Origin of the sequence: Fictibacillus sp. Mic-4 (genome assembly GCF_049843615.1) — a bacterium.
Lineage (GTDB): Bacteria > Bacillota > Bacilli > Bacillales > Fictibacillaceae > Fictibacillus_A > Fictibacillus_A gelatini.
This window is the reverse complement of the sequence record NZ_JBBHZM010000002.1, coordinates 177,723-203,828: the sequence shown is the minus strand read 5'-3', so window position 1 is coordinate 203,828 and position 26,106 is coordinate 177,723. Positions and strand designations below refer to the sequence as shown.

Below are 26,106 nucleotides of genomic sequence, written 5' to 3'. Positions count from 1 at the left end.
CTCCTCTCGCTTTGATAACATCTACCTAACCCCCACAAAGAAAATTCTACTTTAATTATAAAAAAAGCTTGTAGACATAGTCCACATTATGGACTTTGTCTACAAGCTGAGACGGTAACCTCAAGTTACCGTCTTTTTTTGAATCATCACTTGAAATTGGTCCGCCATGGAACTTAAAACAAGTGAACGGATTGCCCGGTTTTGTTTATGCTCTTTTGAAAATGGATCTGTATTTATAGTTTCTTGAAGGTGATTCAGTATGCCGTTTTCAAGAAGAAACATCCCTTGTGACTGAAACATCTTGCAATTTGCACCATGTTCCCTTCCGATCATTTTCACAGCATCCCAATGAACATGTGAAGTCAAATCCATTTCTCCCGGATAAAGAATGGGATCCGAAATCATTTGATGCGCCATATAGCCTCTTAAACTGCCCGATTGTAAAATAGGCTCTTTCCATTGCGAGCGAGTGTAGCCATAGTCGACAAAAACAATGACCGCCTGTTTGATCCATCCGTATAGATTTAACAGCCACTCTGTCATTTTCAAAGGGATTTCTATCCGTTGCCCCTGATTTAATCTTCCTACATATTTTTCAATCCACGAAATAACATTCTCGTCCTTGCATACAACTTTTTTTTCTGAAAGCTTACTACGTTCATTTAATGTGACAACCATTTCATATAACATAGACTTTGATTGTTCCACAACCCGGACGGGAAGCGCGTCAAGCAGTTCATTGCAAAAAATGACGCCGCAAAAATCAGGAACCTTACTCTGGCATTCCTCTATTGAAGAGAAAATAGAGACAGGCTCATTTCTTAAACAATCGGTTATTTTCCCCCGATGATAAGGGCTTGCTTCAATAATCAAATATTCAACTTCATGATAAAAATCGGGATGTGTTTTTTTCAATTCCTCTAACATGCTTTTAGCAAAACTTCCATTACCAGCCCCGATTTCGCAAATGATCGGCTTTAAATCGTTACGTTTTATCGATTCATAAAACCAGTTCGCCCAGACCATTCCAAATAGATCCGATAGGCTACTAGACGTGTAAAAATCCCCGTTTCTTCCGATTTTTTGTTGTTCGCGATTGTAATACCCTTTTTCTGGATGATAAAGAACGAGGTTCATATATTGCTCATAATTTATAGCAAAATGGGGTGACCTCTCGATTTCCCGTCTAATGATGTCCAACATGTTAAAAACCGCTCAGAAAAGGGTTTATATCCATCTCTCTTTCGATTGTGGTTTCCGGTCCGTGTCCGGAGAGAACAACCGTCTCCTCAGGTAAACTTAAGAGTTTCTCGTGTATGCTTTTTAAAAGGGTTTTTTGATCTCCACCATATAAATCCGTTCGCCCGATACTTCCGGCAAAAAGGGCATCACCGCTAAATATAAGCCCTACGTCCTTTACATAATAAGAAACGCTTCCCGGTGAATGCCCCGGTGTTTCAAATACATTAAGGCGGAATGAACTGAATACGAGTTCTCCTTCCCCATTAATCAGGTGGTCCGCTTTACGGGCTGTTATTTCTTGCATAAAATATGCGGAACCATTTTTCTTCGGATTCTCAAGCCAATCTTCTTCATTTTGATGAACATAAACCGGAACGTTCCATTTCCTTCTAACCTCTTCTAGCGCACCAATATGGTCAAAATGGGCATGGGTCAGCAAAATTGCCAGTGGCTTTAATTCCTTTTCTTCGATCCATTGATTAATCTTTTTTCCATTAGCTCCAGGATCAAAAATCAATGCTTCTTTTTTATTGTTATGTAAAATGTATGTATTTTCTTGCACAGGTCCAACGACAAAACGTTTCCATTCCATAATTAACTCCTCCATTGTCATTATTCTTTATATATTTTACACTAAATTGTAAGAGAAACGGAGGGGTAGGCGTTGAATATTTGTTATGGCGTTGAAGCAAAGCCAGAAATGGCCCAAGATGAACATATTTTAGATTTTGATGGACAATTCGTGGTCGTTTCATCAGAGTATGAAGCCCGAAAGCTGTCTGCAGGCAATTCAGAAGAAGTCTTTTCTTTAATCGCACTCGAATCACCTTCAATTACCGCTCGTTTTTACGATTATGGATTTTTTTCTGCGAAAGAGAAATACTACTTATATGAAAATATGACGGTCCCTTTTTCAATTATTGCTGGAAGTGATATTGATATTCAAATGGCCTTATTTCAAATTGAAGAACATTTACTCGCGATAGACCATACTGGCGAACCGATTTATTTTATAGCTCAACAAGAACGCGAATTAATTCATCGTTTTGCGAAAGCATACAATATTCAAATTGTTTTTATTTCAACATAAATGCTCTCTCGACAAAATGTATAAAAACAAGTAAAATGATACAAGATGATACCCGTCTGATTTTTACATAATGAATCCATTCAAATAAGGGGGACATTAAAATGGGATTAGGCATCATTTTTGCTCTAGTTACTATTTTAGCTTTATTCGGTATTCTCCGATCTCTTAAAGGGAAAAATTTATTGGCGGCAGCATTTTCTTTTCTGACATTCGCTGTTTTCGGATGGTTTACAGTTATGACCATCTGGGATGTATTCCACGGTGGAACCGGCGTAGGTTAATGAACGCGATTTTAAGAAAAAATCATCAATGAATCCTGTTTCATTGATGATTTTTTCTTTACATATATAAACTGGCAAGAAAAATGCCGATCGTATCTTTATAGATCTCGTCAAATTGACTCAATGGAAGGGGGTTAACCCCTTTTCCAAGCTCAACTGTAAATCCCGGTTTTCTCCACTCTTGAATAAACCAGTCTTTATAGCCTGCATAACTATCCAAATATTGAATTGCTTTATAACCGCTCCATTTAGAAAATTCATCAACAATTTCTTTTGATTCTGGTGGCTCTGCTCGCTCAAATCCCCAATAAATCTCTTTTCCCTGAGTATGAAGGGCAATCACTCGATCAAACGTTTCCATTTTTGTTAATTCCGCCATCGCTTTTGCTTCCGGTTCCGATAGTGGGAAATCCCCGGGATAATCCCTCGGTCCTGGATTTTTAGGTTTTCTAGCTTTTTCAATTTCCCATCTGGCCGGAAATTGATTATTTAAATCAACACCCCTTATATTGGCTTTCCAACTTGAATAATCCGAATCCCCTTTATTTAATTCCATGACTAAATGATGATATGGCTCAACTTTAGGCGGGCCGTGAAGGACTAGATCAACGCCATCCGGATCAACCATCGGAACAACGGAAAGTGTCGTATTTTTATACAAATCAAGGATATTGACACCGAGGATCGAGGCGCTCGTTGTCAAATTTAATAAGTAATCATTTATAAAAAGCATCAAGATGGCAGTTGTAATCCATTCATTCGCATGAAATGAAGCGTTAATGTGGACTTTCTTCTTTCCTCTTCCCCACTTTAGTTGAATAAGCTCTTTCCCCATTACAGAATAGCCAAATGTGTTTATCTTCACAAATGGATAAATTTCTTGAAGAAGCTTTACATCATCTCGCAATGTCGAGTAATCATACTCTTTTTTCCCAATAATGCTCCGACCTGTAATTTGCCTCGGAATATCGATAGCCTGGCCTTCTATTAGTGTCATTGGATCAACAAGCGGATTTAAAAGGCATAAGCTATCCAGCGGCACTTGATATTGTTTTGCAATTGAATATAGTGTCTCGCCTTTACTGATATGATGTCGAACGATAGTATATCCCGGAATGTGAAGCTTTTGACCAATTTGAAGAGAAGTACTTCCGATTTCATTTGAATCCTCAATGATTGGCAGCGGTACGTGAAACAACATACTGTAATAGGAAAGTGTATCTCCTTTTCTCACTTGAATAATCATTGTTTTCCCTCCATACTTCGCTCTACTTTCAATTTATGTAAGGGAAACATTTGTATGAGAAAAAAGAAATGCTGCGTCTATGAAGCGTCAGGCAAGACATCTTCCCTTTTATTACATGTAGATGCTATACCCTGCCAACCGCTAGTTTCTTAATTAAATTGCTGTTTCGCAATCCAGGCTCCGCCAATAACTCCGGCGTCATTCCCTAGAGTGGCAATGGCAAAATCTGCATCTTTTGCAACAAGCGGGAGCGCAAATGTGTCAAAATGTTTTTTAACAGGATCTAGAAGTGTTTTTCCTGCTTTAGAAACCCCTCCTCCGATAATGACTTTACCTGGATTAAAGGCATTGCAAAGACCAGCTATCGCCTGGCCTAAATAAAAACCTACAGTTTCCAGTACATTAAGGGACAGCTCGTCTTGTTTTTCGGCTGCTTCAATAATGTCTTTTGCAGTTAACCTTCCCTGTTTATGCTGCAGTTCCCCAAGACTGGAATGTGGATATCGAATTAATCCTTCCTTCGCCAACCGCACGATGCCAGTAGCAGAAGCGACGGTTTCCAGACAGCCTGATTTTCCACAATTACATGGCACTCCATCTTTATGAATGACGGTAATATGGCCGATTTCCCCCGCCGTGCCGCTTTTTCCGTGAACAATTTGGCCGTTAACGATAATGCCCCCTCCAACTCCAGTGCCGAGCGTTATACATAGTAAATCACGGGCAGCTTCTCCTGCTCCTCTCCACATTTCACCAAGCGCGGCGATATTGGCATCATTGTCTACGGCGACAGGAAGCCCTGTTTCTTTTTCCAGTGTATTTTTAAGCGGAAAGTCCCTCCAGCCGATATTTACTGCATGATAAATAAATCCGCGGGACATGTCGATAAAGCCAGGTGCCCCCATACCGATTCCTGATACGCGCGCTTTCGGCTCATTCAGTTCTTTTAATTGAAAATCAATACTTTCCGCTATTTGTTTTGTAATATTTTTTCCTTGATCGGATGTATCCGTTGGAATCTCCCATTTTTTAATGATTTCTCCATTATCCGATACAAACGCCATTTTAATAGTTGTTCCGCCTAAATCAACACCAACATACCATTTATCCATCATTCTTCCATCCTTTTCCTCAAAGAATCGTTTCGTTCAAAAAAATCTCTAATAACTTGATTTGCGATATTCCCTTTTTAACACGAGCATAGCCGTTTGATAATCTTGAACTTCGATTAATTTTTCTTTAAAAAGCAACGTAATTTCGTCCTGCATCATTTCGATATCGGCAAGTCGATCCCCCGTATAAATAATCGTCCCAAAGCGTTTTAATAACTGTTGTACATCATATAATGTTTTCATGATCATCACCCAATTCATTATATCAGACCGATAGATTTCCTTAAAAAACGACCCTATTCCACGTCCGGAACAGGGTAATTTTTCATTGGCCTGCCATTTTCGAAAGCAAATAATGATAGATCAGTCGGGCGGTATGTTCAATGGAACGAATATGTGTTCTCTCAAAGGCATGTGATGCATCAATGCCTGGTCCGATCAGCCCATGGACAATATCAAATCCTGCCCGAACAGCGCTAGACGCATCCGAGCTATAAAATGGATAAATATCTACCCGATAATCGATATGATGTTCCTTGGCAAGCTTTACAAGATGTTGGCGAAGTTTATAATGGTACGGGCCGCTCGAATCTTTCGCACAGATGGATACACTATATTCGTCCGTTGACTGCCCATCCCCGATTGCTCCCATATCAACCGCCAAATATTCAACGGTTTCTTCAGGGATGTTCGAATTTCCTCCATATCCGATTTCTTCATTGTTCGCAATTAAAAAATGAGTCGTAAAGGGAAGTGTTAGTTCTCTATCTTGTATCACTTTAATAAGGTACATTAATATACCGACACTAGCCTTATCATCAAGGTGTCTTGATTTAATAAAGCCGCTTTCGGTAACTTCCACCCTCGGTTCAAACGAGACAAAATCACCGACGGAAATGCCAAGCTTTTCGACATCTTCTTTTGATTTCACTGCTTCATCAAGCCGAACTTCAATGTTTTCATCATTTCGCTTTACTTCTCCCATATTTTTATAAACATGGGCAGCTGTTTGATGAATGAGGATCGTGCCAGTATACGTTTTTCCGTTTCCGCTATGAATCTTGCAATATTCTCCCTCAACCGTATTCCACCTGAATCCGCCAATTGCCGTTAGTTTCAAACGTCCGCTCGCTTTAATTTCTTTAACCATCGCCCCAAGGGTATCAACATGTGCGGTTAACATCCGGTGTTTCGTATCATCTTTACCTTTTAGTGTCGCAACCAGTCCGCCTTTATGGTTAATGTAAAAAGGAACATTATTTTCTTTCATAAACGAAGCCACATATGCAATGGCTTCTTCAGTATATCCCGATGGACTTGGAATAGATACGAGCTCTTTTATGTAGTCTATGATCGCCTGTCCGTTAATTGGATGGTCCATTTCTCTCCCTGCTTTCTCTATAACATTAAACATAATTATATTCGCTAAAAATTTTTGATTTCCTTCTTCGGAAAAAAAATAAAAAGCGCCACGATCACATTCGGCGCTTAAAACATCTCCTTCATTAAACGGCTTCGTACAAACGGCATTGACATCATTCTTCCTACGAGAAAACGGCGAATGATGTTTTGTCCAAGGACAAAATTGAGCAACCGGTATCTCATTTGATAACCGTAGAAAAGCAAGATCAAAAACAAGATTATTTTCACAAGGATTTTCACGCTTCATTCCTCCTTGCTTTTACTTTTTGCTAAGCTACGGTTTTTTATTCAATCCGAAACGTTTCTACCGAGGACAGTGCGATAATCCTCTATCGTGTTGACGTTTTGAAATTGTGTCGCAATTAGCCCCAGATCGCCCGCATTCACATACTCTACATTAATTATCGCCAACAAATCCCGCACTCTCCTTTTCCCCTTTTTCAATAATTGTTCAATGATGGGAAAACAGCTTCGATGGTAAATCGCACAAAGCGGATGAATATGGCCATCTGTTACAGGTATAACGGCCTGCACATTACTCTTTTTTTCCTTTACAAAATGAAGCTTCTGAAATAAATCTGCCATAACACATGGCATATCACAAGAAAGAACAGCATACCAGGAACTATTCGAGTGTTTCATACCGGTATAGATTCCGGCCAATGGTCCGTGTCCTTTATACGGTTCCTCATCTTCTAGCTTCACCCCTGAAAATGTTATTCGCTCTTTAATCGATGGATGAACGAGCAAGAGGACATCTTTTGTAAAGAGCTCGAGAACAGAAATAGCATATTCATAAAAAAATTGGCGATCCCGTTTAGCGAACGCTTTATGGAAAGGAAAACGGGATGAACATCCTCCAGCCAAGACAATTCCCGTATAGTCATTCCTTTGTTTCACATCCATAAAACCGCCACTCCTCCAAGAACCCCCGCTGCCAGGCTCGATAAGAAATTCACGACATTATTTGTCAACCATTCATAGCCTTTGATCTGTTTTGTCGGGTGATTACAATGAATCGTCGTTTCCGTTTCAATTTTACAAATAGGGCAGCGATACGCCACTTGAACGGAACCGCCAAGAAACGTATCAACGATATTTCCGAAAAAGCCGGCTGTCGTAAACAAAATAGATAACGGCCACCAATGATCAAAAAGAAATTCAGTTCCAGCAACCCCCATTACAAAGGCGCCCGTAAGTGCCGCTATAGAACCAGGAATGGAAACTGCTCCAGAAATTCCGCTTTCCACTTGTCGCAAACGAAGAAGATGAAACGGCTTTCTTCTGGAGAGCACACCGATTTCGGAGGCCCACGTATCCGCCGTTGCTTCTGCCAGGCTTGCAACAAGCAAGCCGATCCAAAAAGGATGAGGAACAATTAAATGGCCGGCGCTCGCTATGAATGCCACTCCGCCATTTGCAAAAACCTGGCCTGCTTCTCTCCCTTTGCTCTCATCTTCGATCGTTTTTAGCTTCATTTTTTTCTTCTTTTTAAACTTGCTTAAAAGGGATGATGTGATAAAAAAGAGACAAAGAAGCACAATTCCTTCGATCTGAAAAGAAACCCAGACAAACAGACCGACGAGCCAGCTTGCGATCGCCCCACCTGCTGTCAGAAAAGAAAGCCGGTATGCTATGTAAACAAAAAATCCGAGAACGATGGTTACAATGATTATCATTTGTCATCTACCATGAAAATGCTTTTGTCCGTTACAATTCCGTTTACGGGCTTGTCAAACGATTCTATTGGAAGCCGTTCGATGACTTGAAAATCAAATGCTAATGAAAGGGTTCTGTTTTTATAGTACTCCAAATAACGATCATAGTAACCGCCGCCAAACCCAATTCGGTACCCTTTTGCATTAAAAAGCAAACCTGGAACGATCATCAAATCGATTTCTTCCGGCCGGACAGCAAATGTCTTATCAATAATCGGTTCATATAAATCCATATAGACGTTTTCTAAATCGGAAAAAGAGGTAATGGAATAAAACGTCATTTCCCTTGTTTTCGGGTTACATTTTGGGACACAGACTTTTTTTTCTTCGGTCCAGGCCTCTTCTATAATTGGCCGTGTATTCACTTCAAAGCCACGAGAAACCGTCAACCCGACCACTTTTGCCTCATGCCAGTAAGGATGTGAAAGGATGTGTTGTTGAATGCGGTCATTTTTTTCCTCACGAATAGCCGGATCCAGCAGCGTCAATTTTTGCTTCATATCTTTCCGCAACATGTTTTTGTCGTCCATCGTTAAACTCCTTATAAAAAAGTCGCCTAAATCAAAAGATTAGACGACTTCATTTTTTCCTTATTTTGTTTCACGGTGTAGAGTGTATTTCTTAAGTCTTGGGCAATACTTCTTAAGCTCAAGACGTTCAGGATTTGTACGCTTGTTCTTTGTTGTAATGTAGTTGCGATCTCCTGTTTCAGTGCAAGCAAGAGTAATGTTTACACGCATGTTGTTTCCCTCCAAACCTAACCAATTGATGGTTTACTTCATTGTTGAATTGATTATCTCAAAAATAATTCATACTTTACTATCATAGCAGACACATCTATTTTCATCAAGTGGTGTTTTGAGAAATACGTTCAAATGCGGTAACATAATCTACAATGACATCAACAAAGGTTGCGTGCGACCATGTAAGCGGTGAGACAGACAACGGCTCGCCAGTCATCGGATGGAGTTGCTCAGGCAATAACCCGCTCGGAGAAGCATGTTTTACAACCCAATGAAAAACAGCCAATGCTTCTTTTAAATCGGATAGTTTTTTAGCTTTAGCGATCTTCCATTTAGCCAGCCATAACGTACAAATGATCCATGGATTTCCCGGAACGATTTCGATATGATGGGTTTGTTGAAAATAGTAGTCGTTATAATAGCGCGCGATCCCGCCTATCTCCGTTTGGATGGAAAGTTCATTTTCGATCGCGTTCATCGTCGCGATCATGCGCTCATCATCTGGCTTAAATACACCGAAAGCAAATAAACCGTACAATGAACTTTCAATCGTCAAATCTTTTGTCACGTTCCCTGATGAATCTACATAAATTCCACGGATGAACCGCCCGATTTCAGAATCATACAAATGTGTAGATATCCCCTGTTTAATTCGTTCGGCTCCTTGTTTATACTTTAATGCTCGTTCCTGCTCACCGAAAAGTTCGGCAAATGAATAGGCGGCTATCAGCCCTCCGTAAACGCTGCTTGCCGTAAAGGCAAAAATGCCCCTGCGTTCTTCCCATAAATCATAAGACGGTTTTGGAAGTTCAAAATGGTCATCAAAATAATCGAGTAGAAAACGGGCAGCAGGACGGACAAACGAACGATAAAGGGATTGGGCAAATTCAATGTCTTCCGTGTGCGTATAATCTTGCCAGAGCGCCCATAACACGAGAGCTGTTTCATCCTCTTGAATCGGAAGCTGGACTTCACCGTCTTTGCCTACTAAAGGATGCCAGCTTGAACCGATCGAGCCATCAGGATTGTACTTATGATGCAAGTAGCCATCTTCAGTAATTAATTCTGCACAGCGCCGATAGAAATTTTCGACCATCCGATGATATCCTGCTTTTGTCATAGCAGCAGCGACTAGCGCACCATCTCTTGGCCACATGTAACTATAATGATCCCTGTTATAATGTTGGATCCTCGAATCGTTAGCTGCCATAATGAAACCATTTTGATTCGTTTGCGTTCTAACAATTAATAAACTTCTTTTATATAAATCAATAATATCTTCTGATAAATCCGCTTTAATGCTATTTGCTTTTTGAATCCATTTTCGCCAATAGACCGTAATTTTATCAAGTGTTAAAGATGGGCCAATCTCCTTTAGATAATAATTTAAAGAAACCGCTTCTTCTCTTTTCTTTCCCAGCGTCAGCCAATAATAAGCAATCTTTGTTTCATGAGGTCCGATCGATTGTTCAAGTGAAAACGTACTGTCAACTGACCCTTGAGCGATCGGATTCGTGTGCAGAAGGCCGTCTTCCGCATCACGCCACGTACCTTCCGCCAGCTGAAACCGTTTAATTCCAGTTGTATATTGTTGAATCCCTGTATGTTCAAATTCTCCATTAAACAAAAAGTAGCGATTTTTCTTATAATGGATGATCGTATCCGTCTCAGGGTCATAAAAAGCCGTATCCCCGATTTCCGTTTCATATATCGATAAATCTTGATGAAAAAAAAGACGTACGTCTTTTTTTTCATCCGAGTGATTAGTGACGGAAATTTTTCGCAGGAAAATATTTTCCCGTTGATGGACGCCATCTTCCACTAAAAGAGAGATTCCTAAATTCGCATTTTTCGCTTTACTGAACGTAATCAGTGAATCTTTATGATAACGCGCATCAATTTCCCATTCATTTGAAGAGAGCCAGGAAAATGAACCGTTCACCCAGACTCCCAGACGGTTCGGGTATCCTTGAACATGATTTTGGTACCCGACATACGGAAAATAAATATCACGAATTTGCAAATGAGGGTCGAGATTAATTAAAATATTTCCATTTCCTACAACGAGCTCTCCAGCCATTGTACGTCTACACCTTTTGATAAAGTCTTATTTTATTGACATATTGATCCGCCGCTTCCCGTGCGTGATCAATGTCTGTAGAATGCGAATAAACGGTAAATAGCGGCTTTTCGACATCCGGCAAGATCAATGTCCAACCGCCTTCAGGGTGAAATACTTTGATCCCGTCAACGAGCTCAACATTGTTGCCCCGAATGTCTTCCATTAGCCTTCTCATGACCCTCCCTTTCTTATCCCACGGGCATGGAACATGTTCCTGCAGCATATGGACGTTTGGAAGAAGTGCTACGATTTCTGTTAATGTGAGTTCTTGTGTGGCCATCATTTCAAGTAAATGGGTAAATGCATACTGGGCATCATATTGATAGTTAAACACCCCGCCATCACTTTCCATTATGGACCGAGGATTCGCTTTGGTACGAATGAGTTTCCCATTCAAGCTTTCGGCAAGTGGATCAAGCGCGGAGGAGCCATATACCGGAATGGTGATTTGTTTTGCCTTTCTGCCATAAAAGGCAACGAGTACGTATAACGATAGCATCGTACCTTCATCTAACATTTCACCTTTTTCCGTGATCAGCTTTAGCGTCTCTGCTTCTTCTCCGACAAGGATGCCGAGATTGGCATTTGTCACTTGGACAAGCTTAGCCATTTCCTCATTTTTAGTTTCATACGGAACGGTCAATATTTCGCAATTTAAACGATTAAACAAAGTAGGGATGAAGCTCAAATACGGCTGATAATTATAGTTAACGACAACCCTGAATTTTGTTTGCTGGATCGCTTTGCGATCAATCGTATTCAAGATGGAATCGATGTACTCCTCGTTTTTATGTGTTGATCGCCTGCCTTTGCCGATTCGATCAAACGTCGCCCGACGATAATCTTCCTGCCAGAATGCATTCTCAATTTTTCTCTCAACATCCGGATGAATCGGAAGTCCTTTATAATCATAAAATTCTACATTCAACTGTTTTTCGCCTTTACGATTTGTAAATCGAACATAAACGCCCCCTTGCAAATTTTCGGATACGATCGTATACCGAACAACTGGTGCAACAGTTGGGCTTGTATCAAGCGTATGGATTCCTGAAGAGTGAAGGCCTTGAATGAATGCTTGCTTAATCATAATGGAAAAGTCATGGGAATCACTTGCAATCACAATTGTCGAACCATGTGGAAGAACTGCTCCATACGCTGATGCCAGCCTTGCAATATAATCAGGCGTGATCTCAACATTGGCGATACCGGTAATTCCTCTTGATCCAAATAATGATTTCGTGGCTTTTCTTCCCCAGATAAGAGACGTGTGAACGAGTGCTTCTTCGTAAATTTCCTTTTCCGGCCATATTTTCACTTCCGGCTTTAATGTTGAACGCTTTCCTATTTTACAATGATTTCCTACCACTGCATGTTCATACATCGCTGCGCCCTGTTCAACTAACGTACCATTGGCAATGGTTGCTCCCCTTAATTCACACTCATCGGCGACATACACATCATGCCATAGAATGCTTTTCTTTAATGAAGATTTTGAGCAGATGACATTATTTTTCCCAATAACCGAGTAACTTTTGACGTCCGCACCCTTTCGGATGACGGTTCCGTCTGCAATGTGCACCGGCTTTTCAAGCTTAGCCCCTTCTTCGATGACCACGTTATTTCCCACCCAGACGCCTGGCTTAAATTCCTTGCCCGGAATAGGGATATTGACGGCTCCATCGAGCATGTCATAATGCGATTGCCGATATTGCTGGAGGCTGCCAATATCAGACCAATATCCTTGTGCTTCATATCCGTACAATTCTCTTTCTTCTTTCATTAAAAGCGGGAATAGGTCTTTACTGAAATCCGTCGGGACGTCCTTTTCGATATAGTTAAAGATTTCCGGTTCCAATACGTAAATGCCTGTATTTACTGTATCACTAAACACTTCATTCCAGCTTGGCTTTTCTAAAAACCGGATAATCTGTCCATCCTTATTTGTCATAATGACGCCATATTCAAGCGGAGATTCCACTTGTTTCATAAAAATTGTGACGAGGGATTCCTTTTCTTCATGGTATTGAATCCCTTTTTGTAAATTAAAATCGGTTAAAGCGTCACCGCTGATGACGATAAATCGCTCATCCAAAAACTCTTCGGCATTTTTTATGCTTCCTGCCGTGCCGAGCGGAGTGGTTTCCTCGAAGTAATGAAGGTTAACCCCAAACTCGCTTCCATCCCCAAAATAATTTTTAATGGCGTCCGGAAGATAATGGACCGTTACAGCAATATCTGTAATGCCGTATTTCTTTAATAACTCAATGCTATACTCCATTACCGGTTTATGTAGGATAGGCACCATTGGCTTTGGCAAATTACAAGTTAATGGGCGAAGACGTGTCCCTTTTCCACCGGCCATAATTACACCCTTCATTTATACACCGCTCCCTACGTGATTGTTTTTTTGTGTATTTTGTTCCATTAGCTTCAATGTTTTCTTTGCAATTCGCTCCCAGTTAAACACGTTCTTGGCCACATGTTTTCCGCTTAAAGCAAGCTTTTTCCTTAGACCGGGCTCTCTCGCCAGCCTTAATACAGCAGAGGCAAGGCTTGCAGGGTCATTCGGATAGATGGTCAGCCCGGTTTCTTCATGTTTCACAATATCTTTTAATCCGCCTGTTTCCGAAACGACGGTAGCTTTTCCCGCGATCATTCCTTCAAGGGCGACAATGCCAAACGGTTCATAATGGCTTGGAAATAGCGCAATATCACATTCTGCTAAAAGGCGGTTACGCTCTTCATCCGACACATATCCGATGAAATGGACGATATCGCTTAGCTGCTGTTCGTGAACAGCCCGGCGATAATGTTCTAGAAGCGGCCCCTTTCCTGCAATTACGAATTTAATAGTATCTTGTTCGTTCTTTAATAGATGGGCTGCCTCAATAATCGTTTGAAACCCTTTTTCCTTTACCATCCGACCGACGGAGAAAACGAGTGTTTCGCCATGCTGTTTGTATTTATAGTCATGTATAGCTTCCGGTTTAAACAGTTCTGGATCGACTCCGTTTGGTAGGATCGTGACTTTGTTTTCAGGTACTTGAAACACCTCGCATAATTCATTTTTCATATGGTTGCTGCAAACAATGATTTCATCTGCCTCAAACATAAGCTCCCACTCTTTTTGGTTAATTTCAAATTGAAGCGGGTCATGAATGCCATTATTTCTGCCATGTTCGGTTGCATGAATGGTCGCAATAAGCGGAATGGAAAGTTCTTGCTTCAATCCTTTAGCCGCCACGCTAACGAGCCAATCGTGGGCGTGGATACAATCGAATGGGATTAATTTGGCAAGGTTTCTTACTTGATCCATCATCGCTAAGTTGAGGCTTCCAACCCAATGGAAGAAATTTTCGTTTTGCGGTTGAAGTCCTTTTACCCGGTATACATGGATCCCCTCATTGATCTCATGAGTGGGATAGCCTTCTACATCCGATGTAATGACATAAACGTTCGCACCAAGTTTGACAAGCTGTTTTGCTAAATCAAACACATGCCGGCCAAGCCCTCCGACGACCATTGGTGGAAATTCCCATGAAAGCATGGCAATATTCATTTTTTCAGTATCGCTATTTAAATTTTTATAGTGTTGCTTAATGTAATGATCATGTGATGTTTGAAAAATAGTAGTATCAATCGTTTCTAAGAATGGATAATCTTTTTCGTACTCTACGATAAAGCTTGAGGATATACGGTTCGATTTCAGTTGTTCATAAATTTTATGGAAACGTTCAATATGTTCGGTAAATCGGTTAATGGCATACGCCGTAGCACTGTCATTGTCTACAATAAACGCCCAGTCAGAGCTTGATGCAAGCATCCATTCACGGATCATTTGTTGAATATATCGTTTTCTAAGTGGTTCTTGAGTCGAGTAGCGGGCAACCGTGGAAATTATCTCCCGTTCACATTTATGTAAATGGCGATACATCCAGGCATTTTTTTCATTCAGCCAAACATCCCCATAACCATCCCTACCCCATGTTGAAAAGGCAGCATGAATGGTTTCAAGATCGCGGTAATGACGATTAATGTATTCAGATGGGGTGATAAATTCGATTCGTCCTCTTCCTTTTTCTAAAACGGATGAGAGAAAGTCAGGTCCTTCAAACCACCAATGTCCGAACAACTCCGCATCAAACGGAGACGTAATGAGGTGTGGCGGGTAACATTCTTCCTTCTTCTTTTCCAAACGTTCTTCAATCGTTTGAATAAAGTCTTCGGCATGTATTTTCGCCTTATTTTCCGCCCATTCTCTTACATAATATGCTTTTTCTTCAGTTGGTCCGGTAATGCGATGGTATTTTAATCCGGAATCCGTTCGAAAGCCTTCTGGATGAACGTGTGGCTTAATATATTCCCAATCCCTGTCATAGACAATATCGCGGTAAAATTCACGGTAATCAAAATCACCAGGATAGCCAGTAATCGAACTCCAAACTTCCTGGCTGATTGCTTCACATCTTGGGAACAAAACAATTCCATGCGGCGAATAGACTGGTGCCCCCACTTCCCTGTCCGGTTTTGGGCTTCCGTTTTTTAACGTATGTTCATCAACAAAGGTATAACGAATCCCTTCCTCAAATAAAATTTTATCGACTCCCGGGGTATAGGCACACTCAGGCAACCAGAAACCGGCCGGCCGTTTGCCGAAATGTTTTTCAAACGTAAGTATTCCATGGACGATCTGGGCTCTTAATGCTTCTTTTGTTTGAATGTAAGGCAAAAAAGCGTGTGTCGCTGCCGTTGTAAAACATTCAATTTTCCCCTCGGCTTCGTAATGCTTAAAGCCATTGATCAAATTTTGCCCCCATTGATAAAACGTCTCTCGTATTTTCTTATAGCGTTTTTCGTAAAATCGAACGATATCGGCTATCATTCCCGATGGATTCAAACTCTTTTCTTTCCGAATGAGTTCTTCGGTGTTTTCAAGATAGTGAACATATCTCCGCTGCACGACAGGATCAGAAAGCATTTCGAGTACAGGGGGCGAAAATGAAATGCCAAAGCATGCAGGTTGTTCTTGCTCTTGTAGAACCCATAATAACGGGATATAGGTTTCGGTCATTGCTTCAAATACCCATCTTTCTTCCAGGCGGTTGGCCTCCCGGTGCCTCACATAAGGGAGATGAGCATGTAAAATAAATGAGAAGTACCCGTTTTTCATTCTAGTAAACTCCTATCTAATTTTTTGGTAATATGAATAGCTGCAGAAATTTTCAAGCCATTCCGGCTCTGCTACATTTCCCGATTTCCAATTCAGCACTTTTTCAGCCTGTAAACTATCGGCTTCGATTCTCGGGGTTTCAATTGTATTGGACCGTAAAATAGTAAAAAAGCTGCCGTCAAACGTTTTCGTTCCAAGATCAACACAGTATGAACGGTTCGGCTCAAGCCCTCTTATAAACCAATTATTCGTCATTTCAGGCAACTCTATTTCAAAACTGCGATGAGAATTATGCCCGTGAAACTCAATATCAGTCACATCATAAACTTTCAAACGTTTTGGCAGGGATTGCCACGGAGTGCGGAAATGATGTTCAACCATATGTCGTTTTGAATCAGATAGACTCCAATAAGCGAAAATAGCGGTAGGTGAATGAACCATTGAAAATAGATCATCCTCATTATATTCGGGGGGTATCGTCCATTCGAAATTCTCATGAAGTTCCTCTTTTTGATCGTTCTCGCGTTCCGGAAGTTCGGCAAGTTTAGCTGAATGGTTCATTTTCAGCCGGTACTTATTCCACCTGTACTGTACCTTTCCTACTGTCGTATTCATTTTTTCAGCAATTTGCTGAAGAGTCAGACCTTCTTCTTTTAATTTCACAATCTCGTTAATCAAGCTTTTTCACCTCTTAATTAGTCTCTACATCAATATATTAACGTCCATAAGAACGTATTATTGTTTGTTTCCGAGATTCGAAGCAATCATAACATCGATAGGAATTCCTCACAATAAACTAAAAATGTAGAAAAATGTAGACAATAGAGCGTATCTGCCTTTTCTAACATTGTAAATTTTTTGGAACCGTTTGCTTTCCAACGATTTTACAGCAATATTCTAAATAAACCAAAAAATCTACAGGAATCTACATAACTGCTGGAATAATTGGATTTTAAAGGAATGGAAGCGCGAGGAATCATAGATTTTTTGACGAGATTTGGCGAAAATTATACTATGAAAGACAAGTCTATGATATAAAGATATAGTGTAGAATGCTTTTGGAGGAGGATATTATGGAATACGCAATTTTCGGACTATTGTTAATAGGAGTCATTTTATTGCTTGTGTCTATTAAAAAGGATAAAAGCAATAACCTGGAAGTTCAATTAGAGAATTTCTCGATACAATTAATGAAGGAAATGTACCAGGTAAATAAAAAGCTAAAGATTTTAGAAGATGAGATCATGATTAATGATAAAAATAATTAAACTATAATTAAAGAGGGATCCTATAATGAACAGTACGACAATACGCGCATTTGCAGCGGGGATCATTGTAGCCACCGGAATTCTTGCAGCTATTTATTATACATCCGATACGAAAAATAATGCTAATTTATCTAGCGAAGAAGTAGATCAATACTTAAAAAATCATAATCAAGTAGCTATTTCCAATGATGAGCTGAAAGCTTTAACTGAAAAACAAAAAACGGTAACTACAACTGCCAATACTGAAGCAAATCAACCAGAAAAAAATGCCAAGCCAACAGAAAAAAAAGAAGAACCAAAACAAGAAACTGTCGAAAAAGCGACATTAACTGTATCTAAAGGAATGGCTACAAGTGAAGTTTGTGATTTCTTGGAAAAACATAAAATCATTAAAGACGGAGATGACTTCTTAAAATACTTGCGAAAACACAAACTTGAAGGTGCTGTCAGGGCCGGTAAATATAAAGTGAATAGTAAAATGACATATAAAAAACTCGCTGACACAATTACTTGAGGAACCTTAAAAGGTTCCTCTTTTTACTACAAACGTTTCAGCATTTTTAGTTTTTTTAATTGGCATTCATATTGGCGCTTTGGGAGCGGCACATATCCTATTTCTTTTGATGAAGCAAGCTTGCCCCCGTATGTAATCGCGAATTTCACATAGGAATAAACGGCCTTGCGTTCCTTGATCGCTTTATTGTTTACATAAATGTATAGCGGACGAGACAGAGGTGAATATTGGCCTGATTTGATCGATTTTGCATTCGGGGAAACAGGCCCAGAACCGCTGTCAACTGGAATCGCTTTTAACCGATTTTGGTTTGTTGAATAATACGCATATCCAAAATAGCCGATCGCATAATTGGATGCTGCTACCCCGTGAACAAGGACATTATCATCTTCCGAAAATTGCACGTCATGCCTGATCGGGTGATTTTGAAGAACCGTTTTTTCGAAATATTGATACGTTCCTGAATCTGCCCCCGGACTATACACTTCGATCTTTTTTTTCGGCCACCCTTTTCGGATATCAGACCATGTTTTGATGAAAGACGATTCGCTGAAAATTTTTCGCAACTCCTCTAGCGTTAAAAAATCAATGAAATTGTTATCTTTCTTGACAATGATCGTTAAACCATCATATGCGATTTGAAATTCCGTGTAACGAATGCCCGCCTTAGCTGCCACTTTCTTTTCTTCTTCGTTAATCGGTCTTGAAGCACTACTGATATCAATTTCCCCTTTTAAAAATTTCTCAAAACCTCCTCCCGTCCCGGAAATGCCGACAGGAGCTTTAACAAGCGGATAGCGATAGCGAAACTCCTCTGAAACAGCTGCCATGATGGGAAAGACGGTTGATGAGCCATTGATTCTCACTTCCCCGTTTAGCTTTTCATTCCCGCTAGAAGCGCCACCTGAAGGAAATAAAAACAGAAACAGCAAAATGAGCGATATGTTAACAAATTTCATCGTTTTCACCCGTTCATCTTTTTACTCTTTAGCTTTCCCCAATATGAAAAAAAGTGCGCTTAAAGCGCACTTTTTTGTTGCTTTTTTATTTAGTTGGTTCACCCTTATCCTTCATCTCGAAATAAGTGTCCAATACTTTTTCACCAATTTCATAGTTCGGTGTATCTGCTCTAACGTTCGGTACGACGACAGAAATGGCAACTTCCGGATGCTTATACGGAGCATACGCAATTAATGTTCGGTTATCCATTCCTGTTTTGATGTCAACCTGTGCCGTACCTGATTTACCCGCAGGCATATAGCTTTTATGTGAAAAGCGTGGGGCTGCTGTCCCGTGAGCCCCAGACATTACCAACCTAAAGCCTTTTTGGACAAGCTCAATATCAGACTTTTTCATATCAATCCGATTTAACACATTCGGTTCGATGCGTGTAACGAGTTTACCTAGTTTATTTGGATCCTCAGAAGGTTCTCTTATTTCTTTGACAAGATGAGGCTGCATCCGGTATCCGTCGTTTGCTATCGTTGAGACATATTGAGCAAGCTGAAGCGGTGTGTACGTATCGAATTGACCAATTGCAAAAAACATCGCCTGCGCAAGATCATCGCTGATTCCTGTATGGTAACCGGTTGCTTCTGACGGTAAATCAATCCCGGTTGGAACACCTAAACCAAACTGGGCATACGTATTTCTGAGCGTGCGGAAAGCCCCCTCAACGTTTTCGTGGATAAACCGCTTTTTACTATAATCATAACCAGCTAGTCTCATCGCAATATTCCACATATAAACATTAGATGACCGCTCAAGGGCCGTTAATGGTCCGATACTGCCCATATTCTCTACGGATTTCATGACACGTCCATCCCCAAAGTTTAATGGGGCATCATAAAAATGCGTATTTGGCGTGATCACGCCAGATTGGAGCCCTGCTAAAACCGTTGCCCCTTTAACAACCGATCCCGCTGCAAAGGAGTCGTAAACATTCCCATACGGGTCATTTTTATAGCGTCCGGTTTTCGGATCATATTGTTTTCCGGCCATCGCCAAGATTTCGCCAGTATTCGGATTCATCACCGTGACATACGCTTCTTTCAGATCCCTGTTAGCATAAGCGAAACTTCCAGACTTCGATTCTTTTAGTTCACTTTCAATAATGTTTTCGACTTTCTTTTGGAAATCCATATCAACGGTTAATACTAAATCATCGCCCCGTTCTCCTTTCTTTTCGATCGGATCGCCTATTGGATTTCCTGCTTTATCTGTCATATACTCGATCTTTGATTTTTTTCCTCTTAGCACCGATTCATACTGTTCTTCTAAAAAGCTAGTCCCGACAAGATCATTTCTATCATTTCCTCTTGCTAAATAATAGTCCATTTTTGATTTCGGAATTTGCTTTACTTGTCCGAGAATTCCTTTAAATGAATTGCCAAACGGGTAATCCCTCTGGGCATCAGGCTTTATGTCGATTCCTGGCAATTCTTTTAAATGTTCGCTGATTCTCGCAATCTCCTTTTCTGTAACGCCCACTTTTACCCTTTGCGGCGACATGCTGTAGCCACCGTCCAATTCTCGTTTGATCGCAAGCACTTCTAATTGATGGTCAGTTAGCTGATCAAGATCTTTTTTGGTCACCCTGTCCAATTCCAGCTGGTAAATTTGATCATCGTTCAATTTCTTTTTTTCTTTCGCAGTTATTCTTTTTTCTACCTCTTTTTTATGCAATAGAATGAAAAAGTCTTTTTTATCTCTTTCTGTTACTTCACTCGTATCTTTATGAATAAAGTGAGAAAGCTTCTCTGCCAGCTTCAGACGGTCTTCAGCCGTCGAATTTTGCATTCGCGTATAGGTAATCGAATAAACAGGCTTATTATTTACAACTACCCGGTGATCCCTATCGTATATTTTACCACGCGGCGCATCCAATTTTGTCGTTACATTATCCGTCTGATCTGACGTTTGTTTATATTCAGCCCCTTTTACAATTTGAACATATCCTAATCGGAAAATAAGGATTGAAAAAAGAAGAAAAACGGATAAAAATAAGGCGTTTAGCCGAAACGGAACATGACTTTTTTTCTTTTTTTTCTGCATTCCATCCACCCTTGCGAAAAATGATGACACCAACTTTTTAAAGTGGTGTCGTTTTTAAAAAAATTATACCGAAATAATTTTAACATGGTTCATAAGTAATTCAAAAGAATATCATTACAGGTTTGACCGACCATCGCCATCTGCTAAATTTTCCGCAACTTCCTCCATGGCATTTCTATTTTTGGGATTCGATAAATGAATCGGTTTGACAAAAAAATAGATGAAAAAATGGCCAGCCCCGAGGATCGGGAGCAAAACAGGAATGGCTGTCTCACTTTTTACAAACAACAGCGTAAAGAGTAATACGACAATCGAAAAAACTCGTCCGGCATTCAAATACAATTCGCGAACAACTACATATTCGATTCGCATCTTCCCGGCATTTTTTGAGCGTCCAATGACATCATATGTTAATGAAACATATGGAACAAGCAAGATCGGAAAAGCAAATGAAACAATAATGCCATAAGTCATCAGCAATGGAAACGATAGTTTAAAAAGCAATAAAAAAGGGGTTATAAAAAGAAGCAAACCACCTAGAAAAATAGCTTCTTTCCGGCGTTTAGGCGTAATGATACGCGACGCAAGATAGTAACAAACAAAAGAAACGGCGGACTGCGCAAAACTGAATGTGCCAAGAGCCATTTCGCTTTTCGATGCTGTATACACCCAGATAATAATAACGAAAGCAAAGACTCCTTCCCTCATTCCCTGAAGAAAATGCGCTTTTAAAATTCTTCCCCAATTTTTATTCACCTGGCGGGCTTTATAAATTTCTTTGACACAGTAATCTCCCTCCGCTTTTCTCCTGCCTAAAAAAAAGGTGGTGAGTACCGCGGCAACGAATAAAAAAAGGGATAAGCTGAAAATCACATTATACCCTGTAAATTTATTCATTTTTGAAATCAGCAAGCCTGCACATAATGGGCCAATCATTCCAGAAAATGAGGAAAGAACACCTAAATAACCGTTAAAAAAGTCCCTCGTATCCGGTTCTGTCACTTCAAAAGTTAAAACATTAAATGCCAGCCAATAAAACCCGAGCCCCAGTCCAAGCAACCCGCCAAGTAAAAGCATAAATTGATCGGCGTGCTGGTTCAACAGCAAGACGGTTATGTAGAATATCGACAACATGGTCACACCAATCCGAATGATGATGACTCTGTCTATTCGCTTAGCCAGCTTTCCTGCAAAGTAAAATGAAACAGGTTGTACGACAACAATCGACAAATTGTATAAAGCAATATCAACAAGGTTACCGGATTGTTTCCAAAGATAAATGTTAACAAACGTGTTTGATAATGAAGTGCTTAAATAAAATAACCCCCCCACGACTAAAAGAAGAAGAAGATCCTTTGTCAATATTAAATTCCCAAGCTTTTTACCGTTTTTCATTTAAAACCGCCCCTTTTTAATACAATCGTAGTTTTCTCATTAAAAAAAGGGCTATTCGTATATATTGAAATTGGATACTATTGCATGAAAAAATCCGTTGCTTTTTAAGACAACGGATTTTTAACATCTTTTTATTTTGCTTCTTCGTAACGTTTTGCTACTTCATCCCAGTTAACTACATTCCAGAATGCGTTAATGTAGTCCGGACGTTTGTTTTGGTATTTTAAATAATAGGCATGTTCCCAAACGTCAAGGCCTAGAATCGGCGTTTTCCCTTCCATTAATGGGTTATCCTGATTAGGTGTGCTTGTTACTTCAAGCTCTCCATTGTTAACAACTAACCATGCCCATCCAGAACCGAAGCGGCCTTTTGCAGCATTTGCAAATTCTTCTTTGAATTTATCAAAGCTTCCAAATTTGCTGTTGATCTTATCAGCAAGAGCTCCGGTTGGCTCTTTTGCCCCACCTGGCTTTAAGATTTCCCAGAACAGACTGTGGTTTGCATGTCCGCCACCATTGTTGCGTACAGCAGTGCGAATGTTTTCAGGTACTGCATCTAAATTAGAAATTAATTCTTCAATACTTTTGCTAGTTAGTTCAGCCTGACCTTCAATTGCAGCATTTAAATTGTCCACATAAGTTTTGTGATGTCTGTCATGGTGGATGTTCATTGTTTGCTCATCAATATGAGGTTCAAGTGCATTTGCAGCATAAGGTAATGCAGGTAATTCAAAAGCCATACTAATCTCCTCCTATATGTAATCAAATTTATTTTCATTTCCGAGGGAATCCCCCGGAAAGTGAAACCAGAGTTAAGCAACAATAAAGTTTATTAAGTCTTTCTATTACTTACATTATCAGATTTAACCGTTATTATCAACGAATAAACCTCATATTATGTTTTATTTGTTAAAACAAACGTAAACCCCCTCACAGAAAAGGATTTCTGTAAGGGGGTTGGATTATGTATGGTGGCTCGAGACGGAATCGAACCGCCGACACGAGGATTTTCAGTCCTCTGTCCCTTCCTCTTCCCGCATCGCTCCGTAGCGGGCTGCGTCGGGACAACTCGCAGTTTTTCATCGCAGCTTTGCTCGTTGCTCCACTTTTTTGTTTTATACGAAAGCAAAGTTAAAAACAAAACCCTCACGGATTCATTTTCCATGAGGGTATATCTTTCGCTATGTATGGTGGCTCGAGACGGAATCGAACCGCCGACACGAGGATTTTCAGTCCTCTGCTCTACCGACTGAGCTATCGAGCCATTATTAATATCGCATAATCTGATCTGAGGAATAACCAGTCCTCTGTCCCTTCCTCTACTAGCTTTCTCTCTGTAGCAGGTTGCGTCGGGACAACTCGCCGTTAATTCATGATGATTTGCTCGTTGCTCTACCGACTGAGCTATCGAGCCAATATGTATTTTGGTTGCGGGGACAGGATTTGAACCTGCGACCTTCGGGTTATGAGCCCGACGAGCTACCAGACTGCTCCACCCCGCGATGATATGAAGAAGTAAATTAAAATGGAGGAGGTAGAGGGATTCGAACCCCCGCGGGCTTTTACACCCCTGTCGGTTTTCAAGACCGATCCCTTCAGCCAGACTTGGGTATACCTCCGGGTTGGATGTTAGATATTAAAAGGTAAGAAGTTAGATCTATAAAATACTTCTCCGGATTTAGTTGTAAATCCACTTTCCAACTTCACACTTCTAATTTCTAGTATGGTGGACCCTGTAGGACTCGAACCTACGACCAATCGGTTATGAGCCGACCGCTCTGACCAACTGAGCTAAGGGTCCATGCTATGTATTGGAAAATGGGGCGGCCGATGGGAATCGAACCCACGAATGCCGGAACCACAATCCGGTGCGTTAACCACTTCGCCACGACCGCCATATTCTAAATATTAGATGCGAAGTCTAGAGGTTGGAACTTCTTGTAATTCAACGAAGCAAAACATTTCGTCTAATTTCCAACTTCCCACTTCTAAGTTCCAATATGGTAGCGGCGGAGGGAATCGAACCCCCGACCTCACGGGTATGAACCGTACGCTCTAGCCAGCTGAGCTACACCGCCATATGGCTCCACAGGCAGGACTCGAACCTGCGACCGATCGGTTAACAGCCGATAGCTCTACCACTGAGCTACTGTGGAATAATTAAGTGTCAATTATGGACAAGTATTACTATATCACAACCAATGCTATACTGTCAATAATTAATCACTAATTAACGCCTTTATTCTTCGGCAAGATTTACTATAGCACGCGCCTTCCTTTCTACGCAAGCGGCATTTCACAAAACAACCCATAAAAAATAGCAGATCATAATTAACTGAACAAAAATCTTTACAATCGTTCCTCCAATAAACCCTAACAACGAGCCAATTCCTACACGAAAAGCTTCGGGAAACGATTTTTTATGAACAATTATCTCTGCCAATACGGCTCCTAAAAACGGCCCGACAAGAAGTCCAGCAATAGGAATAACAAATGGTCCGACTAATAAACCAATTGTACTTCCCCAAATCGCCGCTTTCGATCCTCCTTTTCTCTTAACTCCATACAAATTACTTACATAATCGACGACGAAAAGGCTAATAAATAAAATCGCCTGAATGATGATAAACGGTATCGTAAATGGCGTAAATGAATAAAAGACGCCATACAAAATAAATCCTAACGCCAAAAAAAGAACACCAGGCAAAATTGGGTAAAACAATGCGACAAAGGCAAGCAAAAACGAGAGAGCGATCAAAATCCAATATAACGTATCCACCAGATAAGCTCCTTATGAGATTGTCGTTTTTCTTCTATTATTTTACCTTTTTTCTTTTCTATGTACAATGATAACGAACATTTGTATATCCATTGTTTACAAATGAATTTTCCGCTAAAATGATAAAGTAATCAACAAGTGTAAGTGAGGAGAAAAAATTAATGAATATCGTCAAACAGCTTATTTTAAGTTTGTATTCACCGAAAGATATCGTGAAATTTCGTTTTCAAGGGATTGGTAAAACCATCGGCTATATCTTTTTTCTTACGTTTTTGACAACGTTGCCGTTTGGAATTATCTTCTCACTCTCATTAAAAAATGGTGTTGAAGAATTTAAACAATCATTAGAAACAGATATTCCTTCTTTTCAATTATCAAATGGACATTTAACTTCTAACGAAAAAAAGCCTTATATTCAAACAGAAGACGATCAAACGATCATTTTAGATACTACAGGAACGATTTCAATGAGTGACATTAACAATTATTCGAATGTTATTGCATTGCTTCCAAATGAGCTTGTTGTTAAGGCCGGAGGAAATGTAAGCAAAATGCCTTATTCAGTGTTAGGCACTATTGAAGTTACGAAAAATGATGTACTTAAGTTTAGCAAAGATCTTTCCGACTTACTGCCTATTATTATAATGATAAGTATGGTCATTCTTTATATATTTACAACGGCATCGAAATTTATTGGTGTAACCGTATTAGCGGTTATCGGCTTGTTTATTCAAAATGCGGTGAATAGAAAACTTTCTTTCCGCCATTTATGGAGACTATCCGCTTATTCCGTTACCTTGCCGACCGTCTTTTTCGCATTAATGGATGCTTTTCGGATTTTTGTTCCTTTTTCATTTATCATTTATTGGGCTGTAGCAATTATCATGATCTGGCTCGTAATAAAAGAAGTTCCACCGCGAAGGGTTTAAAAAAGAGGCTGAAATCCAGCC

At 40.2% G+C, this 26,106-nt stretch carries 24 protein-coding genes and 7 tRNA genes; 5 read left to right on the top strand and 26 right to left on the bottom strand.

What is annotated here, in order from left to right:
* Nucleotides 1–120: 120 nt before the first annotated feature.
* Nucleotides 121–1,203: a class I SAM-dependent methyltransferase gene (locus WD019_RS03765; protein ID WP_425710698.1), complete on the bottom strand. Its 1,083-nt coding sequence runs from the start codon at nt 1,201–1,203 to the stop codon at nt 121–123.
* Nucleotide 1,204: 1 nt separating this feature from the next.
* On the bottom strand, nt 1,205–1,834 hold the full coding sequence (locus WD019_RS03760; RefSeq protein ID WP_425710697.1) for an MBL fold metallo-hydrolase: 630 nt from the start codon (nt 1,832–1,834) through the stop codon (nt 1,205–1,207).
* A gap of 72 nt (nt 1,835–1,906) precedes the next feature.
* Here WD019_RS03760 and WD019_RS03755 point away from each other — a divergent pair, with 72 nt between their 5' ends.
* Nucleotides 1,907–2,332, top strand: a complete 426-nt coding sequence (locus tag WD019_RS03755; RefSeq protein ID WP_026676735.1) for a hypothetical protein — start codon at nt 1,907–1,909, stop codon at nt 2,330–2,332.
* Nucleotides 2,333–2,433: 101 nt separating this feature from the next.
* Complete coding sequence (locus tag WD019_RS03750) at nt 2,434–2,613, top strand: DUF2759 domain-containing protein (RefSeq protein ID WP_026676734.1); 180 nt, start codon at nt 2,434–2,436, stop codon at nt 2,611–2,613.
* Between the two features lie 58 nt (nt 2,614–2,671).
* Here WD019_RS03750 and WD019_RS03745 read toward each other — a convergent pair whose 3' ends face one another.
* From WD019_RS03745 to WD019_RS03690, 12 genes are all read right to left on the bottom strand, one after another.
* Entirely contained in the window at nt 2,672–3,859 is a 1,188-nt protein-coding gene (locus WD019_RS03745) for a M14 family metallopeptidase (RefSeq protein ID WP_026676733.1), read from the bottom strand.
* Between the two features lie 149 nt (nt 3,860–4,008).
* Nucleotides 4,009–4,974 (bottom strand): ROK family glucokinase, encoded by a 966-nt coding sequence (locus WD019_RS03740; RefSeq protein WP_425710696.1) that lies wholly within the window; start codon nt 4,972–4,974, stop codon nt 4,009–4,011.
* Between the two features lie 45 nt (nt 4,975–5,019).
* A complete protein-coding gene (locus tag WD019_RS03735) occupies nt 5,020–5,214 on the bottom strand; it encodes a YqgQ family protein (protein ID WP_026676731.1) in 195 nt (64 codons plus the stop codon).
* Nucleotides 5,215–5,296: 82 nt separating this feature from the next.
* Entirely contained in the window at nt 5,297–6,352 is a 1,056-nt protein-coding gene (locus WD019_RS03730) for a M42 family metallopeptidase (RefSeq protein WP_035350278.1), read from the bottom strand.
* Between the two features lie 329 nt (nt 6,353–6,681).
* The gene (gene mobA, locus WD019_RS03725) at nt 6,682–7,299 is read right to left on the bottom strand and encodes a molybdenum cofactor guanylyltransferase (RefSeq protein WP_051291302.1); all 618 of its coding nucleotides are present in this window, start codon (nt 7,297–7,299) and stop codon (nt 6,682–6,684) included.
* Entirely contained in the window at nt 7,290–8,072 is a 783-nt protein-coding gene (locus tag WD019_RS03720; protein WP_425710695.1) for a DUF92 domain-containing protein, read from the bottom strand. Before WD019_RS03720 ends, mobA begins: the two co-directional genes overlap by 10 nt.
* Nucleotides 8,069–8,641 (bottom strand): 5-formyltetrahydrofolate cyclo-ligase, encoded by a 573-nt coding sequence (locus WD019_RS03715; protein ID WP_026676728.1) that lies wholly within the window; start codon nt 8,639–8,641, stop codon nt 8,069–8,071. Before WD019_RS03715 ends, WD019_RS03720 begins: the two co-directional genes overlap by 4 nt.
* Nucleotides 8,642–8,701: 60 nt before the next feature.
* Nucleotides 8,702–8,851 carry a 50S ribosomal protein L33 gene (gene rpmG, locus WD019_RS03710; protein WP_026676727.1) on the bottom strand — a complete coding sequence of 50 codons (150 nt, stop codon included), beginning with the start codon at nt 8,849–8,851 and terminating at the stop codon, nt 8,702–8,704.
* A gap of 106 nt (nt 8,852–8,957) precedes the next feature.
* Complete coding sequence (locus WD019_RS03705) at nt 8,958–10,934, bottom strand: glycoside hydrolase family 15 protein (RefSeq protein ID WP_425710694.1); 1,977 nt, start codon at nt 10,932–10,934, stop codon at nt 8,958–8,960.
* A 7-nt stretch (nt 10,935–10,941) separates the two neighbouring features.
* The gene (locus tag WD019_RS03700) at nt 10,942–13,353 is read right to left on the bottom strand and encodes a sugar phosphate nucleotidyltransferase (protein WP_425710693.1); all 2,412 of its coding nucleotides are present in this window, start codon (nt 13,351–13,353) and stop codon (nt 10,942–10,944) included.
* Complete coding sequence (locus WD019_RS03695; RefSeq protein WP_425710692.1) at nt 13,354–16,146, bottom strand: 1,4-alpha-glucan branching protein domain-containing protein; 2,793 nt, start codon at nt 16,144–16,146, stop codon at nt 13,354–13,356.
* A gap of 12 nt (nt 16,147–16,158) precedes the next feature.
* On the bottom strand, nt 16,159–16,824 hold the full coding sequence (locus WD019_RS03690) for a DUF4912 domain-containing protein (protein ID WP_026676723.1): 666 nt from the start codon (nt 16,822–16,824) through the stop codon (nt 16,159–16,161).
* 395 nt (nt 16,825–17,219) lie between these two features.
* Between WD019_RS03690 and WD019_RS03685 the strand changes: the two genes are divergently transcribed.
* Nucleotides 17,220–17,414: a hypothetical protein gene (locus tag WD019_RS03685; protein ID WP_026676722.1), complete on the top strand. Its 195-nt coding sequence runs from the start codon at nt 17,220–17,222 to the stop codon at nt 17,412–17,414.
* Nucleotides 17,415–17,439: 25 nt separating this feature from the next.
* The gene (locus WD019_RS03680; RefSeq protein WP_425710691.1) at nt 17,440–17,928 is read left to right on the top strand and encodes a hypothetical protein; all 489 of its coding nucleotides are present in this window, start codon (nt 17,440–17,442) and stop codon (nt 17,926–17,928) included.
* Nucleotides 17,929–17,954: 26 nt separating this feature from the next.
* On the opposite strand, the gene WD019_RS03675 is transcribed toward WD019_RS03680, so the two are convergent.
* The 12 genes from WD019_RS03675 to WD019_RS03620 all read right to left on the bottom strand — a co-directional run bounded on the left by WD019_RS03675 (nt 17,955) and on the right by WD019_RS03620 (nt 25,156).
* On the bottom strand, nt 17,955–18,887 hold the full coding sequence (locus WD019_RS03675; RefSeq protein ID WP_035350187.1) for a PstS family phosphate ABC transporter substrate-binding protein: 933 nt from the start codon (nt 18,885–18,887) through the stop codon (nt 17,955–17,957).
* 85 nt (nt 18,888–18,972) lie between these two features.
* Nucleotides 18,973–20,982 (bottom strand): peptidoglycan D,D-transpeptidase FtsI family protein, encoded by a 2,010-nt coding sequence (locus WD019_RS03670; RefSeq protein WP_425710690.1) that lies wholly within the window; start codon nt 20,980–20,982, stop codon nt 18,973–18,975.
* Nucleotides 20,983–21,096: 114 nt separating this feature from the next.
* The gene (locus tag WD019_RS03665; protein WP_425710689.1) at nt 21,097–22,377 is read right to left on the bottom strand and encodes an MFS transporter; all 1,281 of its coding nucleotides are present in this window, start codon (nt 22,375–22,377) and stop codon (nt 21,097–21,099) included.
* 131 nt (nt 22,378–22,508) lie between these two features.
* Complete coding sequence (locus WD019_RS03660) at nt 22,509–23,117, bottom strand: superoxide dismutase (protein ID WP_026676719.1); 609 nt, start codon at nt 23,115–23,117, stop codon at nt 22,509–22,511.
* Nucleotides 23,118–23,565: 448 nt separating this feature from the next.
* Nucleotides 23,566–23,641 (bottom strand) — tRNA-Phe (locus tag WD019_RS03655).
* A 161-nt stretch (nt 23,642–23,802) separates the two neighbouring features.
* Nucleotides 23,803–23,879 (bottom strand) — tRNA-Met (locus tag WD019_RS03650).
* A gap of 24 nt (nt 23,880–23,903) precedes the next feature.
* Nucleotides 23,904–23,996: transfer RNA gene (locus WD019_RS03645), tRNA-Ser, on the bottom strand.
* A 105-nt stretch (nt 23,997–24,101) separates the two neighbouring features.
* A tRNA-Ile gene (locus WD019_RS03640) sits at nt 24,102–24,178 on the bottom strand.
* An 18-nt stretch (nt 24,179–24,196) separates the two neighbouring features.
* A tRNA-His gene (locus WD019_RS03635) sits at nt 24,197–24,272 on the bottom strand.
* A gap of 106 nt (nt 24,273–24,378) precedes the next feature.
* Nucleotides 24,379–24,455, bottom strand: a tRNA-Met gene (locus tag WD019_RS03630).
* Nucleotides 24,456–24,458: 3 nt separating this feature from the next.
* Nucleotides 24,459–24,533: transfer RNA gene (locus WD019_RS03625), tRNA-Asn, on the bottom strand.
* A 140-nt stretch (nt 24,534–24,673) separates the two neighbouring features.
* Nucleotides 24,674–25,156, bottom strand: a complete 483-nt coding sequence (locus WD019_RS03620) for a DUF456 domain-containing protein (RefSeq protein ID WP_425710688.1) — start codon at nt 25,154–25,156, stop codon at nt 24,674–24,676.
* A gap of 161 nt (nt 25,157–25,317) precedes the next feature.
* Here WD019_RS03620 and WD019_RS03615 point away from each other — a divergent pair, with 161 nt between their 5' ends.
* Nucleotides 25,318–26,085: a DUF1189 domain-containing protein gene (locus WD019_RS03615; RefSeq protein ID WP_026676717.1), complete on the top strand. Its 768-nt coding sequence runs from the start codon at nt 25,318–25,320 to the stop codon at nt 26,083–26,085.
* Nucleotides 26,086–26,106: the final 21 nt, after the last annotated feature.